Below are 14,353 nucleotides of genomic sequence, written 5' to 3' on the forward strand. Positions count from 1 at the left end.
GCCCCGCAGCACTGCAGATGACCCTCCCATTCCCCCGAACCGCCGCCGCCGCGCTGGCAGCCGCACTGGCCGCCGCACTGGCAGGATGTGCCTCCCTGGCGCCGCCGCACGAGCCGCCGCCCCTGCCCACGCCCGAGGCCTGGCCTGCCCATCTGCAGGCGGGCGCCCAGGGTGTCGCCGCCGCCGGCCTGCCCTGGCGCGACTACTTCACCGACCCCGTGCTGCGCCAGCTGATCGCCACCGCGCTGGAGCACAACCGCGACCTGCGCGTGGCCGCGCTGCGCGCCGAAGAGGCGCGCGCGGCCTTCCAGATCCAGCGCTCCGAGCTGTTCCCGGCCATTGGCGTGGGCGGCCAGGCCGCACGGGCGCGCGTGCCTGGCGACCTCAACCTCTCGGGCCGCTCCGTGGTCAGCGGCGAGTACCGCGCCGAGGTCGGCTTCAGCAGCTGGGAGCTGGACCTGTGGGGCCGCGTGCGCAGCCTCAAGGACGCGGCCCTGCAGACCTGGCTGGCCAGCGATGCGGGCCGCCACGCCGTGCAGACCGCGCTGATCGCCCAGGTGGCCGACGGCTACCTGGGCCTGCGCGAGCTGGACGAGCGCGTGGCCATTGCGCGCGAGACGCTGGCCACGCGCCAGGAATCCTTTCGCATCTTCACGCGCCGCGAGGCCGTGGGCGCCAGCTCGCGCCTGCAGCTGGCCCAGGTCCAGACCCTGCTGACCCAGGCGCAGGCCCTGCTGGCCCAGCTGGAGCTGGCACGCGCGCAGCAGCTGCATGCCCTGGCCCAGCTGGTCGGCGCCCACCCGGGCCCGCTGCCCGCCGCCGCACCCTTTGACGACGCCCTGGTGCTAACCGAGCTGCGGCCGGGCCTGCCCTCGGAACTGCTCACGGCGCGGCCCGACATTGCCGCCGCCGAGCATCAGCTGCGCGCGGCCCGGGCCCAGATCGGCGCGGCGCGCGCCGCCTTCTTCCCGCGCATTGCGCTCACGGCCCGCTGGGGCACGGCCAGCGCCGAACTCGACGGCCTGTTCGACGGCGGCAGCCGCGCCTGGGCCTTCGTGCCCACGGTGTCCCTGCCCATCTTCGACGGCGGCCGGCGCCGCGCCAACCTGGAGCTGGGCGAGATCCGCAGCGACATGGCCGTGGCCCAGTACGAGAAAGCCATCCAGACCGCCTTCCGCGAGGTGGCCGATGGCCTGGCCGCGCGCCGCTGGCTGTCCGAGCAGATCACCGTGCAGCGCACCGCCGTGCAGGCCCAGGCCGAGCGTGCGCGGCTGGCGCAGCTGCGCTACGACAACGGCTCGGCCGCCTACCTGGAGGTGCTGGACGCCCAGCGCGACCTGCTGGCCGCACGCCAGCAACTGGTGCAGGCGCGGCGCGCCCTGCTGTCCAGCCAGGTGGGCCTGTATGCCGCCCTGGGCGGCGGCAGCGGCGCCGAACCTGCCGCGCTGCCCGCCACCCTGCCGGCCACGCCTGCCGATCCCCCGAATTCCTGAAGCCTCCGGACCCGCCCATGGACAAGAACACCTCTCTGAAGAACAAGATCGTGCCGATCGCCGCCGTGGCGGTCCTGGCCCTCGTGGCCTGGTGGGCCTGGAAGACCTTCACGCCCAAGGGCCCGGGCGAGGGCTTCGTCGGCAGCAACGGCCGTGTCGAGGCCACCGAGATCGACATCTCCACCAAGCTGCCCGGCCGCGTGGAGGAAATCCTGGTGCGCGAGGGCGACTTCGTGCAGGCCGGCCAGCCCGTGGCGCGCATGCAGATCGACACCCTGCGCGCCCAGCGCCAGGAAGCCGACGCCATGCGCCAGCAGGCCGAGCACAGCGTGGCCGCGGCCGAGGCCCAGGTCACCCTGCGCCGCAGCGACCTGGCCGCCGCCCAGGCCCTGATCGTGCAGCGCGAGACCGAGGTGGACGCCGCGCAGCGCCGCTTCAAGCGCTCGGAAACGCTGGCGCGCGAGGGTGCCTCCTCGGTGCAGGAGCTCGATGACGACCGCGCCCGCGTGCGCGGCAGCGAGGCGGCGCTGGCCGCCACGCGAGCCCAGGCCGCCGCTGCCCAGGCCGCCGTGAAGGCGGCCGAGGCCCAGGTGGTCGGCGTGCGCTCCCAGGTGCAGGCGGCCACGGCCACGGTGGCGCGCGTGCAGGCCGACATCGACGACGGCGTGCTCAAGGCCCCGCGCGACGGCCGCGTGCAGCTGCGCGTGGCCCAGCCCGGCGAAGTGCTGGGCGCAGGCGGGCGCGTGCTCAACCTGCTGGACCTGTCCGATGTCTATATGACCTTCTTCGTGCCCGAGACCGCCGCCGGGCGCATCGCCCTGGGCAGCGAGGTGCGCCTGGTGCTGGACGCCGCGCCCGAGTACGTGATCCCCGCCCGCGTCTCCTTCGTCGCCAGCCAGGCCCAGTTCACGCCCAAGACCGTGGAGACCGCCAGCGAGCGCCAGAAGCTGATGTTCCGCGTGCGCGCCCAGATCCCGCCGGAGCTGCTGCGCCGCCATCTGGAACAGGTCAAGACCGGCGTGCCCGGCATGGCCTGGCTGCGCACCGATGCCAGCCATGAGTGGCCCGCCAACCTGGCCATCAAGCTGCCAGCCCAGCCCGCGCAATGAGCGAGAGCACGACGCCCCATGCCAGCGGCTGGGTCGTGCGCCTGAAGGGCGTGCACCAGCGCTATGGCCAGGTCGAGGCGCTGGCGGGCATAGATCTGGACATTCCCGAAGGCCGCATGGTCGGTCTGATCGGGCCGGACGGCGTGGGCAAGTCCAGCCTCATGGCGCTGATCTCCGGGGCGCGCAAGATCCAGGAAGGCAGCGTCGAGGTGCTGGGCGGCGACATGGCCCAGCGCCGCCACCGCGAGGCCGTCTGCCCGCGCGTGGCCTACATGCCGCAGGGCCTGGGGCGCAACCTCTATCCCACCCTGTCGGTGGAGGAGAACCTGCAGTTCTTCGCGCGCCTGTTCGGCCATGACGCGGCCGAGCGGCGCCGGCGCATCGACGACCTCACCCAGGCCACGGGCCTGCGCAAATTCCTGGAGCGGCCGGCCGGCAAGCTGTCTGGCGGCATGAAGCAGAAGCTGGGCCTGTGCTGCGCGCTGATCCACGACCCCGACCTGCTCATTCTTGACGAGCCCACCACGGGCGTGGACCCGCTGGCGCGCGCCCAGTTCTGGGACCTGATCGCGCGCATCCGCCGCCAGCGCCCCGGCATGAGCGTGCTGGTGGCCACGGCCTACATGGACGAGGCCCAGCGCTTCGACTGGCTGGTGGCCATGGACGAGGGCCGCGTGCTGGCCACGGGCACGCCGGCCGAGCTGCTGCAGCGCACGGACAGCCGCTCGCTGGAAGAGGCCTTCATCGCCCTGCTGCCCGAAGAGAAAAAGCGCGGCCATGCGCCCGTGACCATCGCCCCCCTGCCCGAGGGCGGCGAGGACGACATCGCCATCGAGGCCAGGGACCTGACCATGCGCTTTGGCGACTTCGTCGCCGTGGACCATGTGTCCTTCCGCATCCGCCGTGGCGAGATCTTCGGCTTCCTGGGCTCCAACGGCTGCGGCAAGAGCACCACCATGAAGATGCTGACCGGCCTGCTGCCGGCCAGCGAGGGCCAGGCCTGGCTGTTCGGCCAGCCCGTGGACCCGCGCGACATCGACACGCGCCGCCGCGTGGGCTACATGACCCAGGCGTTCTCGCTGTACGGCGAGCTGACCGTGCACCAGAACCTGGTGCTGCATGCGCGCCTGTTCGGCGTGCCCGAGGCGGACATCCCCGCGCGCGTGGCCGAGATGCTGCAGCGCTTTGACCTGCAGGCCGCGCAGCACAGCCTGCCGGCCGCCCTGCCGCTGGGCATGCGCCAGCGCCTGTCGCTGGCCGTGGCCATGGTGCACAAGCCCGAGCTGCTCATCCTGGACGAGCCCACCTCGGGCGTGGACCCCGTGGCGCGCGACGGCTTCTGGCGCCTGCTAGTGGAGCTGTCGCGGCGCGACCGCGTGACCATCTTCATCTCCACCCACTTCATGAACGAGGCCGAGCGCTGCGACCGCATGTCCATGATGCATGCGGGCAAGGTGCTGGACAGCGACACGCCCGCGCGCCTGGTGGCCAAGCGCGGCGCGGCCACGCTGGAGGAAGCCTTCATCGGCTACCTGGTCGAGGCCGGTGGCGGCGAGGCCCCGGCCGAGGAACAGCAGGCCGCACCAGCCACCCCCGCTGCCGTGGAAACGCACACTGCGCGCCGCCGCCATTTCAGCGCCCAGCGCATGCTCAGCTATGTCTGGCGCGAAGCGCTGGAGCTGCAGCGCGACCCGGTGCGCGCCACGCTGGCCCTGGTGGGCTCGCTGATCCTGATGTTCGTGATGGGCTACGGCATCAGCCTGGACGTGGAGGACCTGCGCTTTGCCGTGCTGGACCGCGACCAGACCACCATCAGCCGCAGCTATGCGATGAGCCTGTCGGGCTCGCGCTACTTCATCGAGCAGCCGCCGCTGACCGACTACGACGCACTGGACCGCCGCATGCGCAGCGGCGAGCTGACCCTGGCCATCGAGATCCCCCCGGGCTTTGCGCGCGATGTGCTGCGCGGCGGCTCCGTGCAGGTGGGCGCCTGGTTCGACGGCGCCATGCCCACGCGCGCCGAGACCGTGCGCGGCTACCTGCAGGGCATCCACCAGCACTGGCTGACCGAGCAGGCGCGCGAGCGCCTGGGTGTGACGCCGGCCGGCCTCATCGACATCCAGACGCGCTTTCGCTACAACCCCGACGTGCGCAGCCTGCCGGCCATGGTGCCGGCCGTCATGCCCCTGCTGCTGCTGCTTTTGCCGGCCATGCTGACGGCGCTGGCCGTGGTGCGCGAGAAGGAAAGCGGCTCCATCACCAACCTCTACGTCACGCCGGTCACGCGCACCGAATTCCTGCTGGGCAAGCAACTGCCCTATGTGGTGCTGGCCATGCTGAACTTCCTGCTGATGTGCCTGATGGCCGTCACCCTGTTCGGCGTTCCCGTGACGGGCAGCTTTGCCACGCTGGCCCTGGCGGCGCTGATCTTCAGCGGCGCCTCCACGGGCTTCGGCCTGCTGGCCTCCACGCTGACGCGCAGCCAGATCGCCTCGATGTTCCTGGTGCTGATCGGCACGCTGATTCCCACCACGCAGTTCGCGGGCCTGGTCGATCCCGTGTCCTCGCTGGAGGGGGCGGGCCGCATCATCGGCGAGGTCTATCCGGCCAGCCACATGATCGCCATCAGCCGCGGCGTGTTCAGCAAGGCGCTGGGATTTCGGGAGCTGGCCGGCTCGTTCGGGCCGCTGCTGCTGTCCGTGCCGGTGATCCTGGGCCTGGCCATTGCACTGACCAGAAAGCAGGAGAGCTGACATGCGCACCCGCCTTTTCTCCAACATCTACCGGCTGGGCGTCAAGGAGCTGTGGAGCCTGTGGCGCGACCCCGTGCTGCTGGTGCTCATCGCCTATGTGTTCACGGTCTCCATCTACACGGCGGCCACGGCCATGCCCGAGAGCCTGCACAACGCGCCCATCGCCATCGTGGACGAGGACGGCTCGCCGCTGTCGCAGCGCATCGCGGGCGCTTTCTATCCGCCGCAGTTCGCGCCGCCGGCCATGATCGACCGCACGCAGATGGACCCGGGCATGGACTCGGGCACCTACACCTTCGTGCTCAACATCCCGCCCAACTTCCAGCGCGACGTGCTGGCGGGCCGCGCCCCCGAGCTGCAGCTGAACGTGGACGCCACGCGCATGAGCCAGGCCTTCACGGGCAACAGCTATGTGCAGCAGATCGTCACGGCCGAGGTCAGCGAGTTCGTGCGGCGCTTTCGGGGCGCCACTGCCCTGCCGGTGGACCTGGTGGTGCGCGCGCGCTTCAATCCCGCGCTGGACAAGGTCTGGTTCGGCGGGCTGATGCAGATCATCAACAACGTGACCATGCTGTCCATCATCCTCACGGGCGCGGCCCTGATCCGCGAGCGCGAGCACGGCACGGTGGAGCACCTGCTGGTCATGCCGGTGACACCGACCGAGATCATGCTGGCCAAGATATGGTCCATGGGACTGGTCGTGCTGGTCACCGCCTTTGCCTCGCTCAACCTCGTGGTGCGCGGCGCCCTGGGCGTTCCCATCGAAGGCTCGCTGCCGCTGTTCCTGGCGGGGGCCGCGCTGTGCCTGTTCGCCACAACGTCGCTGGGGATCTTCCTTGCCACGCTGGCGCGCAACATGCCACAGTTCGGCATGCTGCTGGTGCTCGTGCTGCTGCCGCTGCAGCTGCTGTCGGGCGCCATGACGCCGCGCGAAAGCATGCCCGAGCTGGTACAGAACATCATGCTGGCCGCGCCGACCACCCACTTTGTCGAGCTGTCGCAGGCCATCCTCTACCGCGGAGCGGGGCTGGACGTGGTCTGGAAGCCCTTCCTCGCGCTGGCCGCGATCGGCTCCGTGCTGTTCGCCCTCACGCTCACCCGTTTTCGCAAGACCATCAGCCAGATGGCCTGATTTCGTTCCCGCCGCCAAGGCATCTTTCCATCTCAACCAGCAAGGAGTTTCATATGAGCGCACAGACCATTCCCCTCCATCTGCTCAAGGCACAGCTTGAACTGCAGCTGCACCTGAGCCGGCTGCTGCAGGAAAGCGGCCAACAGTGGCTGGAGCATGCCGCACGCAACGGCCCCGAGCGCATCGCCGAGACCGGCAGCGAGATCGAGGGCGTGCAGCAGACCAGCAGCTGGCAGGAGCTGGCCACCCTGCCCGCCCAGGCCTTCTGGCGCCACGCCCACCTGCGCATGGGCCATGCCCAGGCCCTGGCCCAGACCGCCATGGCCAGCCAGATGACCCTGGCCCAGGGCGTGCAGCAGGCCGTGCACGACTGGCAGCAACAGGTGGCAGCCACGCTGGGCAACAGCACCCAGGGCGCGGCCGACACCGCCGTGCCGTGGAGCGACCTGCTCGCCCGCTGGACCTCGGCCGTGCAGTCCGTGGCCCAGCCCGCCCATGCGGCGCAGCAGCCCATTGCGGCAGCCGCCGCCGAAACGGCCCGCGACACCACAGCCCAGGGCTGACAGGCCCCCAAGGAAGCCGCCACGCGGTCCCGCAGGTTCGGGGCCGCATGGGCGGGGGGCGGCCATCCGCACCCAGCCACAAGCAATCACACGCAATCTAAGAGCAGGGCATGACATGCCGGTAAAGGAGTGGGCCAGATGAACGAGAACCTGCAGAGCCACGGCACCGTGGACGTGGGAGGGATGTGGGGCGATCCGATGAAGCTGTCGCAGGCAGCCGCGCAATACGCCACCGATGCCTGGCAGCGCTCGCTGCTGTATGCCGACATCCGGCGCCAGCGTGGCAACCAGTACCGCGAGCATCTGGCCGAGGAAGTGCCCAATGTGCTGAGCTTCCGGGCCGAGATCGTGATGTCGGGCCTGGACCTGCCGCGCCCCGTCAACTACGGCCTGGCACGCATCGCGCCCATGGAGGGCACGGTCATCGACCCGGCCAAGCGCCCCTTCATCGTCGTCGATCCGCGCGCGGGCCACGGCCCCGGCATCGGCGGCTTCAAGCCCGACAGCGAGATCGGCGCCGCGCTCAAGGCCGGCCATCCCTGCTACTTCGTGGGCTTCCTGCCCGACCCCGTGCCCGGCCAGACCGTCGAGGACGTGATGCGCGCCGAGGCCCAATTCGTGCGCAAGGTCGCCGAGCTGCACCCCGAGAGCCGGGGCAAGCCCGCCGTCATCGGCAACTGCCAGGCCGGCTGGCAGATCCTCATGACGGCCGCCGTCTGGCCCGAGCTGTTCGGCCCCATCATCGTGGCCGGTGCGCCGCTGTCGTACTGGGCCGGCGACAACCCCATGCGCTATGGCGGCGGCCTCATGGGCGGCAGCTGGATGACGGCGCTGACCAGCGACCTGGGCGCGGGCCGCTTCGACGGCGCATGGCTGGTGCAGAACTTCGAGAACCTCAACCCGGCCAACACGCTGTGGGAAAAGCAGTACCAGGTCTATGCCGACGTGGACACCGAGGGGCCGCGCTACCTGGGCTTCGAGAAGTACTGGGGCGGCTATGTCTTCCTGGAAGGCCGCGAGATGCAGTACATCGTGGACAACCTGTTCATCGGCAACCGGCTGGCCACGGCCGAGCTGACGACCTCGGACGGCGTGCGCATCGACCTGCGCAACATCCGCTCGCCCATCGTGGTGTTCTGCTCGCATGGCGACAACATCACGCCGCCGGGCCAGGCCCTGGGCTGGATCACCGACCTGTACCGCGACGACGAGGACATCGCCGCCCACGACCAGACCATCGTCTTCGCCACGCATGACAGCATCGGCCACCTGGGCATCTTTGTCTCGGGCGCCGTGGGCCGCAAGGAGCACCGCGAGTTCGCGGCGCACATCGACATCATCGACCTGCTGCCCGCCGGCATCTACCGCGCCGAGATCGCCGACCGCCCGGCCGGTGTGCCGGCACAGGATCTGACCGACGCCGCCTACCTGATGAAGATCCGCCGCAGCGACCTGGCCGAGGTGCGCTCCATCGTCCGGCCCGATCCCGAAAGCGAGCGCCATTTCGCCGCTGCCGCGCGCGTCTCCGAAATCAACCTGGCCCTGTACCGCAACACCGTGCAGCCCTGGGTGCAGGCGCTGTCCACGCCGCTGTCTGCGCGCTGGCTGCAGGCCATGCACCCGCTGCGCGTGGGCTATGAATGCTGGTCGGACTCGCACCCGCTGGCACCCGTCGTGGCCCAGGCCGCCGAGCATGCGCGCGAGGACCGCCACCCCGTCGAGCCCGACAACCCCTTCCTGAAGGCGCAGCAGGCCATGTCGCAGGCCGTGGTGCATCTGCTCGACACCTACCGCGACCAGCGCGATGCCATGCAGGCGCGGCTGTTCCACGCCATCTATGGCTCGCCCCTGGTCCAGGCCCTGGCCGGCCAGAGCCGCCAGGACGACGGCCCGCCGCGCCCGCACCCCGGCGAATCGCCCGAGCACTGCCAGTACATGCGCCAGGAGCTGGCGCGGCTGCACGAAAGCGTGGCCCAGGGCGGGCTGTACGAGGCCGTCATACGCGCCCTGTTCCACGTGCTGCGTGCACGCGGCGAGGCCGATGAGCGCCACTTCCGCCACGCCTGGCGGCTGCTGCAGGACCACCTGGGCGGCGTGCCGCCTGACATGGCGCAGTTCCGCCGCATCGTGCGCCGCCAGGCCCTGCTGATGCAGCGCGAGCCCGACGCCGCCATGGCCGCCATCCCCCGGTTGCTGGCCGCCTCGCCCGCCGCCGACATCCGCTGGGGCATGACCACGGTGGACGAGCTGGCCAACCAGGGCGGCAACCTCAGCGATGCCGAGCACCAGCGCCTGCTGCAGGCCATGGGGCATTTCGTGCAGGCGCTGGAGGCCGCCGAGTCCAGGCAGGCGAAAGAGCAGGCCGAGCGGCACCCGGCCATCGCGCCAGCCTCGGTGGCCGAGCCTGAACCCGAATCTGTGACGGCACCCCTGACGGCACCTTCGGCAGCGCCTCTGACCGCTCCTGTTGCGGCTCCCGTGGCCGCTCCTGCTGCAGCTCCTGAACCGCCACCCGAGCCCGCACCTGTTCCCGACTCCGCGCCTGCCGCCAAGCGCCCCGCACGCGCCCAGGCCAGCCGCGCACACCCCAGCCCCCGGAAAAAGCGATGAACCTCTCCCCCGATTCCGATGCGGCCCTGCCGCCCGAAGACCTGGCCCTGCTGCGCAACCACAGCTTTGACGAACTGGACGTGGGCGACAGCGCCAGCCTGGAACGCACGCTGAGCACGCAGGACCTGCGCCTCTTTGCCGCACTGTCGGGCGCGGCCGTGGCCGACGGCGCTGGTGCCGCTGCCGGTGCCGGTGCCGGCACGGTTGCCGGCGCCGACGATGACGACACGGCCCTGATCGCCCATGGCATGTGGGGCAGCATGCTGCTGGCCTCGGTGCTGGGCACGCGCCTGCCCGGCCCGGGCACCACCCTGGTTGGCCAGACGCTGCGCTTTCTGGCGCCGCTGGCCGCAGGCGACCGGCTGACCGTGCGCGTGGAGGTGCTGGCCAAGCAGGCCGAGCAGCGCCAGGTCACGCTGGCCGTGGCCTGCACCAACCAGCATGGCGCCGCCGTGATCGAGGGCCAGGCCACCGTGCATGCGCCTGCGCGCCACATCGAGCGCCAGCGCACCAGCCTGCCCGAGATCCGCCTGGAGGCCGGTGGACGCGACGGCCTGCAGCGCCTGCTGGCCCATGTGGCCGGCCTGCCGCCCATCCGCGTGGCCGTGGTCCATCCCTGCGACGAGCCCAGCCTCTCGGCCGCGCTGGACGCGCGCCGCGAAGGCCTGATCGACCCCGTGCTGGTGGCCCCGCGTGCGCGGCTGGAGGCCGTGGCGGCCGAGCACGGGCTGGACCTGGGCGGCCTGCGCATCGAGGACGTGCCGCACAGCCACGCCGCCGCCACGCGCGGCGCCGAGCTGGCCGCCTGCGGCGAGGTCGAGGCCATCATGAAAGGCAGTCTGCACACGGACGAGCTCATGGCCGAGGTCGTGGCCGCCGCCGCCGGCCTGCGCACCAAGCGCCGCGTCAGCCACTGCTTCGTGCTGCAGACGCCGCACTATCCGCGCCCCTTCATCGTCACCGATGCGGCCATCAACCTCGCGCCCGACCTGCAGCAAAAGGCCGACATCGTGCGCAACGCCATCGCCCTGGCCCATGCCATCGGCGTGCCCGAGCCCAAGGTCGCCATCCTGGCCGCCGTGGAGACCGTGAGCCCGCACATGCCGGCCACGCTGGACGCCGCCGCGCTGTGCAAGATGGCCGACCGGGGCCAGATCGAAGGCGGCGTGCTCGACGGGCCGCTGGCCTTCGACAACGCCGTGTCCATGGCCGCTGCGCGCACCAAGGGCATCGATTCGCCCGTGGCGGGCCAGGCCGACATCCTGGTCGTGCCCGACCTGGAAAGCGGCAACATGCTGGCCAAGCAGCTCATGTACATGGGCGAGGCGGCCAGCGCCGGCATCGTCATGGGCGCCAAGGTGCCCGTCATCTTGACCAGCCGCGCCGACAGCCGCGCCTCGCGCATTGCCTCCTGCGCCATTGCCCTGCTGCTGGCCCACCGCTACCGGAACTCCCCGCCATGATCCCTGCCCACACCGCATCCTCCCCCGCCCGCGAACTGGTCGTGGTGCTCAACTGCGGCTCGTCCAGCATCAAGTTCGCCGTCTTCGACGGTGCCCAGCGCCCGCTGCCGCGCAAGCCGCTGTGGAACGGCAAGGTCCAGGGCATAGGCGGGCCCGCGCCCGACTTCGGCGAGAGCGGCGTGCCGCCCTTTGCCATTGCCCTGGATGCCGCTCACCCCTACCGCGCCGCGCTGCAGCTGATCCGCGAGCGCATCACCGCGCGCCTGGCGCAGCTGGACGGCGCCCGCGTGGCCGCCGTCGCCCACCGCGTGGTGCACGGCGGCAGCCGCTACTTCGAGCCCGTGCGCGTCGATGCCGGCGTGCTGGCCGACCTCAAGGCCTTCATCCCGCTGGCGCCGTTGCACCAGCCCTTTGCGCTGGAGGCCATGGACATCCTGCTGCGCGAGCGGCCCGAACTGGTGCAGGTGGCCTGCTTCGACACCGCCTTCCACCACACGCTGCCCAAGGTCGAGCAACTGCTGCCCCTGCCGCATGCGGCCTGGGAACGCGGGCTGCGCCGCTACGGCTTCCACGGCCTGTCCTACGAATACATGGCCACCGCCCTGCCCGAGCGCCATGGCGACCTGGCACGCGGGCGCACCCTGGTGGCCCACCTGGGCAGCGGCGCCAGCCTGTGCGCCATGCAGGGCCTGCAAAGCGTGGCCACGACCATGGGCTTCTCTGCGCTGGACGGCCTGATGATGGGCACGCGCACCGGCGCGCTGGACCCCGGCGCCGTGATCTACCTGATGGAAATCGAAAAGCTCAGCCTGCAGGAAGTGGGCCGCATCCTGTACCACGAGTCCGGCCTGCTGGGCGTCTCGGGCACCTCGTCCGAGCCGCGCGTGCTGCTGCCGCTGGAGTCGGGCACCGATGCCCAGGCCGAGCGTGCGCGCGATGCGCTGGCCCTGTACGTGCGGCGCATCGTGCGCGAGATCGGCGCCCTGGTCGCCGTGCTGGGCGGCCTGGACCTGCTGGTGTTCACCGCAGGCGTGGGCGAGCACAGCGCCGAGATACGGCGGCGCGTGTGCGAGGGCCTGGGTTTTCTGGGCCTGCGGCTGGACGCCGAGGCCAATGCGCGCGATGCGGCCGTGATCTCGGCCACCGGCAGCGCCGTCATCGTGGGCGTGGAGCCCACCAACGAGGAATGGGTGGCAGCGCGCCATGCGCTGCGCTGGCTGCCGGGCAACGCGATCCCCGCATGAGTGTGAACAGGCCCTAGGAACGATCGTCCTGCGCACCGCCTTCGCGCAGCCGCGCGAACTCGCGGTGCTCGTAGGCAATGCATTCCTCCATGAGGTGGCGGTACACCGCCTCCATCATGTCGGGCTGGCCGCCCTCGGCGGCCGTGCGCTCGCGCACGCGGCGCACGATGGCCTCGATGCGGCCCTCGTCGCGCACCTGGGCCGCATCGGCCTTGATGCGCGCGGCCTGCTGCATGTAGCCCATGCGCGTGACCAGCAGCGGCACCAGCACATCGTCCAGCGCATCCACATTGCGGCGCACATCCAGCATGTCGGTGCAGTGCTGCACCAGGTCGATGGCCTGCTTGGCGCGGTCCGTGCTCATTCCAGTCCTTCCTCCACCAGCTCGGCCGCGCGCATCAGTGCGCGCGCCTTGTGCTCGGTCTCTTTCCATTCCATCTCGGGCACGGAATCGGCCACCACGCCGGCGGCGGCCTGCACGTAGAGCGTGCCGTCCTTGATCACGCCCGTGCGGATGGCAATGGCCAGGTCCATGTCGCCCGCAAAGCTCAGGTAGCCGCAGGCGCCGCCGTAGATGCCGCGCTTGGTGGGCTCCAGCTGGTCGATGACCTCCATGGCATGCACCTTGGGCGCGCCCGTCAGCGTGCCGGCCGGGAAGGTGGCCTTGAACACGTCCATGTTGTCCATGCCGTCGCGCAGAATGCCCTCCACGTTGCTGACGATGTGCATCACGTGGCTGTAGCGCTCCACGGCAAAGGCCTCGGTCACCTTCACGCTGCCCGTCTTGGCGATGCGGCCGATGTCGTTGCGCGCCAGGTCGATCAGCATCACGTGCTCGGCGCGTTCCTTGGGGTCGGCCACCAGTTCCTTTTCGGTGGCCTTGTCGGCCTCGGGCGTGGCGCCGCGCGGGCGCGTGCCGGCCAGCGGGCGGATGGTGACCTTCTGGCCCTCGTCCGTGTTCTCCTGGCGCACCAGGATCTCGGGGCTGGCGCCCACCACATGGAAATCGCCCAGGTGGTAGTAGTACATGTAGGGGCTGGGATTGAGCGAACGCAGCGCGCGGTACAGGCTCAAGGGGCTGGCCGTGAAGCGCTTGTGGATGCGCTGGCCCACCTGCACCTGCATGAAGTCGCCCGCGGCGATCAGCTCCTTGGCCTTCTCCACGGCCGCCAGGTAGTCTTCCTTGGCAAAGCTGCGCTGGGCCGGATGGCTCTCCCCCGCCTTGATCTGCGGCGCGCTGACCGAGTAGCGCAGCAGATCCTTCAACTGGCGCAGCCGCTTCTTGGCGCGCGTATAGGCCTCGCTCTCGCCGGGGTTGGCATAGACGATCAGGTACAGCTTGCCCGACAGGTTGTCGATCACCGCCACTTCCTCGCACTGCAGCAGCAGGATATCGGGGCAGTTGAGCGTATCGGGCGGGCAGGAATCTTCCAGCTTCTTCTCGATATAGCGCACGGCGTCGTAGCCGAAGTAGCCGGCCAGCCCGCCGCAAAAACGCGGCAGCCCCGGGCGCAGTGCCACCTTGAAGCGCTTTTGGTAGGCAGCGATGAAGTCCAGCGGATTGCCCTTGGCCGTCTCCACCACCTGGCCATCGGTCACCACCTCGGTGCATGCCGCATCGCCGAAGCCGCTGGCGCGCAGCAGCGTGCGTGCAGGCAGGCCGATGAAGCTGTAGCGCCCGAAGCGCTCGCCGCCCACCACGGACTCCAGCAAAAAGCTGTGCTTGCCGTCACCGCCCGCATGGGCCAGCTTGAGGTAGAGGGACAGGGGGGTTTCGAGGTCCGCAAACGCCTCGACCATCAGAGGGATGCGGTTGTAGCCCTGCGCAGCAAGGCTCTTGAATTCGAGTTCGGTGATCACGGGGGAAGGCTCCGGATTGCGTGGCGCTGGCAGACCTGGTGTGGGTGCGGGCTGCGTATGGATTGCGCCGATTCATTCGATTGGCCCGTAGGGCCTCGGGTGCACGCCGGGTCGCGCCCCGGGTGC

10 protein-coding genes are annotated in these 14,353 nt (G+C 70.6%); 8 read left to right on the top strand and 2 right to left on the bottom strand.

Annotation, left to right across the window (positions count from 1 at the left end; genetic code table 11):
• Positions 1 to 17: 17 nt before the first annotated feature.
• The 8 genes from AC57B5_RS18250 to AC57B5_RS18285 all read left to right on the top strand — a co-directional run bounded on the left by AC57B5_RS18250 (position 18) and on the right by AC57B5_RS18285 (position 12,367).
• Positions 18 to 1,493 carry an efflux transporter outer membrane subunit gene (locus AC57B5_RS18250; RefSeq protein WP_496400066.1) on the top strand — a complete coding sequence of 492 codons (1,476 nt, stop codon included), beginning with the start codon at positions 18 to 20 and terminating at the stop codon, positions 1,491 to 1,493.
• Between the two features lie 17 nt (positions 1,494 to 1,510).
• Positions 1,511 to 2,602, top strand: a complete 1,092-nt coding sequence (locus AC57B5_RS18255; RefSeq protein ID WP_012202692.1) for an HlyD family secretion protein — start codon at positions 1,511 to 1,513, stop codon at positions 2,600 to 2,602.
• Positions 2,599 to 5,355, top strand: a complete 2,757-nt coding sequence (rbbA, locus tag AC57B5_RS18260) for a ribosome-associated ATPase/putative transporter RbbA (RefSeq protein WP_043820141.1) — start codon at positions 2,599 to 2,601, stop codon at positions 5,353 to 5,355. Before AC57B5_RS18255 ends, rbbA begins: the two co-directional genes overlap by 4 nt.
• A gap of 1 nt (position 5,356) precedes the next feature.
• Positions 5,357 to 6,487: an ABC transporter permease gene (locus AC57B5_RS18265; RefSeq protein WP_012202690.1), complete on the top strand. Its 1,131-nt coding sequence runs from the start codon at positions 5,357 to 5,359 to the stop codon at positions 6,485 to 6,487.
• A 53-nt stretch (positions 6,488 to 6,540) separates the two neighbouring features.
• Positions 6,541 to 7,050, top strand: coding sequence for a hypothetical protein (locus AC57B5_RS18270; RefSeq protein WP_034389636.1), 510 nt, complete (start codon positions 6,541 to 6,543; stop codon positions 7,048 to 7,050).
• A 138-nt stretch (positions 7,051 to 7,188) separates the two neighbouring features.
• The gene (locus AC57B5_RS18275) at positions 7,189 to 9,660 is read left to right on the top strand and encodes a DUF3141 domain-containing protein (RefSeq protein ID WP_496400067.1); all 2,472 of its coding nucleotides are present in this window, start codon (positions 7,189 to 7,191) and stop codon (positions 9,658 to 9,660) included.
• On the top strand, positions 9,657 to 11,123 hold the full coding sequence (locus AC57B5_RS18280; protein ID WP_496400068.1) for a bifunctional enoyl-CoA hydratase/phosphate acetyltransferase: 1,467 nt from the start codon (positions 9,657 to 9,659) through the stop codon (positions 11,121 to 11,123). The genes AC57B5_RS18275 and AC57B5_RS18280 overlap by 4 nt, the downstream gene beginning before the upstream one ends.
• Positions 11,120 to 12,367 carry an acetate/propionate family kinase gene (locus AC57B5_RS18285; RefSeq protein WP_496400069.1) on the top strand — a complete coding sequence of 416 codons (1,248 nt, stop codon included), beginning with the start codon at positions 11,120 to 11,122 and terminating at the stop codon, positions 12,365 to 12,367. The genes AC57B5_RS18280 and AC57B5_RS18285 overlap by 4 nt, the downstream gene beginning before the upstream one ends.
• Before the next feature lie 13 nt (positions 12,368 to 12,380).
• On the opposite strand, the gene AC57B5_RS18290 is transcribed toward AC57B5_RS18285, so the two are convergent.
• A complete protein-coding gene (locus AC57B5_RS18290) occupies positions 12,381 to 12,731 on the bottom strand; it encodes a chorismate mutase (RefSeq protein ID WP_016449526.1) in 351 nt (116 codons plus the stop codon).
• A complete protein-coding gene (trpE, locus tag AC57B5_RS18295) occupies positions 12,728 to 14,227 on the bottom strand; it encodes an anthranilate synthase component I (protein WP_013804687.1) in 1,500 nt (499 codons plus the stop codon). Before trpE ends, AC57B5_RS18290 begins: the two co-directional genes overlap by 4 nt.
• Between the last annotated feature and the right edge of the window lie 126 nt (positions 14,228 to 14,353).

This window comes from Delftia sp. BGA-UO-ETr-SB1, from assembly GCF_059567865.1.

What these genes read in the sequence shown, in the direction of transcription:
- AC57B5_RS18250 (WP_496400066.1), top strand. Translation starts at nt 18, where the DNA reads ATGACCCTCCCATTCCCCCGAACCGCCGCCGCCGCGCTGGCAGCCGCA.
- AC57B5_RS18255 (WP_012202692.1), top strand. Translation starts at nt 1,511, where the DNA reads ATGGACAAGAACACCTCTCTGAAGAACAAGATCGTGCCGATCGCCGCC.
- rbbA (WP_043820141.1), top strand. Translation starts at nt 2,599, where the DNA reads ATGAGCGAGAGCACGACGCCCCATGCCAGCGGCTGGGTCGTGCGCCTG.
- AC57B5_RS18265 (WP_012202690.1), top strand. Translation starts at nt 5,357, where the DNA reads ATGCGCACCCGCCTTTTCTCCAACATCTACCGGCTGGGCGTCAAGGAG.
- AC57B5_RS18270 (WP_034389636.1), top strand. Translation starts at nt 6,541, where the DNA reads ATGAGCGCACAGACCATTCCCCTCCATCTGCTCAAGGCACAGCTTGAA.
- AC57B5_RS18275 (WP_496400067.1), top strand. Translation starts at nt 7,189, where the DNA reads ATGAACGAGAACCTGCAGAGCCACGGCACCGTGGACGTGGGAGGGATG.
- AC57B5_RS18280 (WP_496400068.1), top strand. Translation starts at nt 9,657, where the DNA reads ATGAACCTCTCCCCCGATTCCGATGCGGCCCTGCCGCCCGAAGACCTG.
- AC57B5_RS18285 (WP_496400069.1), top strand. Translation starts at nt 11,120, where the DNA reads ATGATCCCTGCCCACACCGCATCCTCCCCCGCCCGCGAACTGGTCGTG.
- AC57B5_RS18290 (WP_016449526.1), bottom strand. Translation starts at nt 12,731, where the DNA reads ATGAGCACGGACCGCGCCAAGCAGGCCATCGACCTGGTGCAGCACTGC.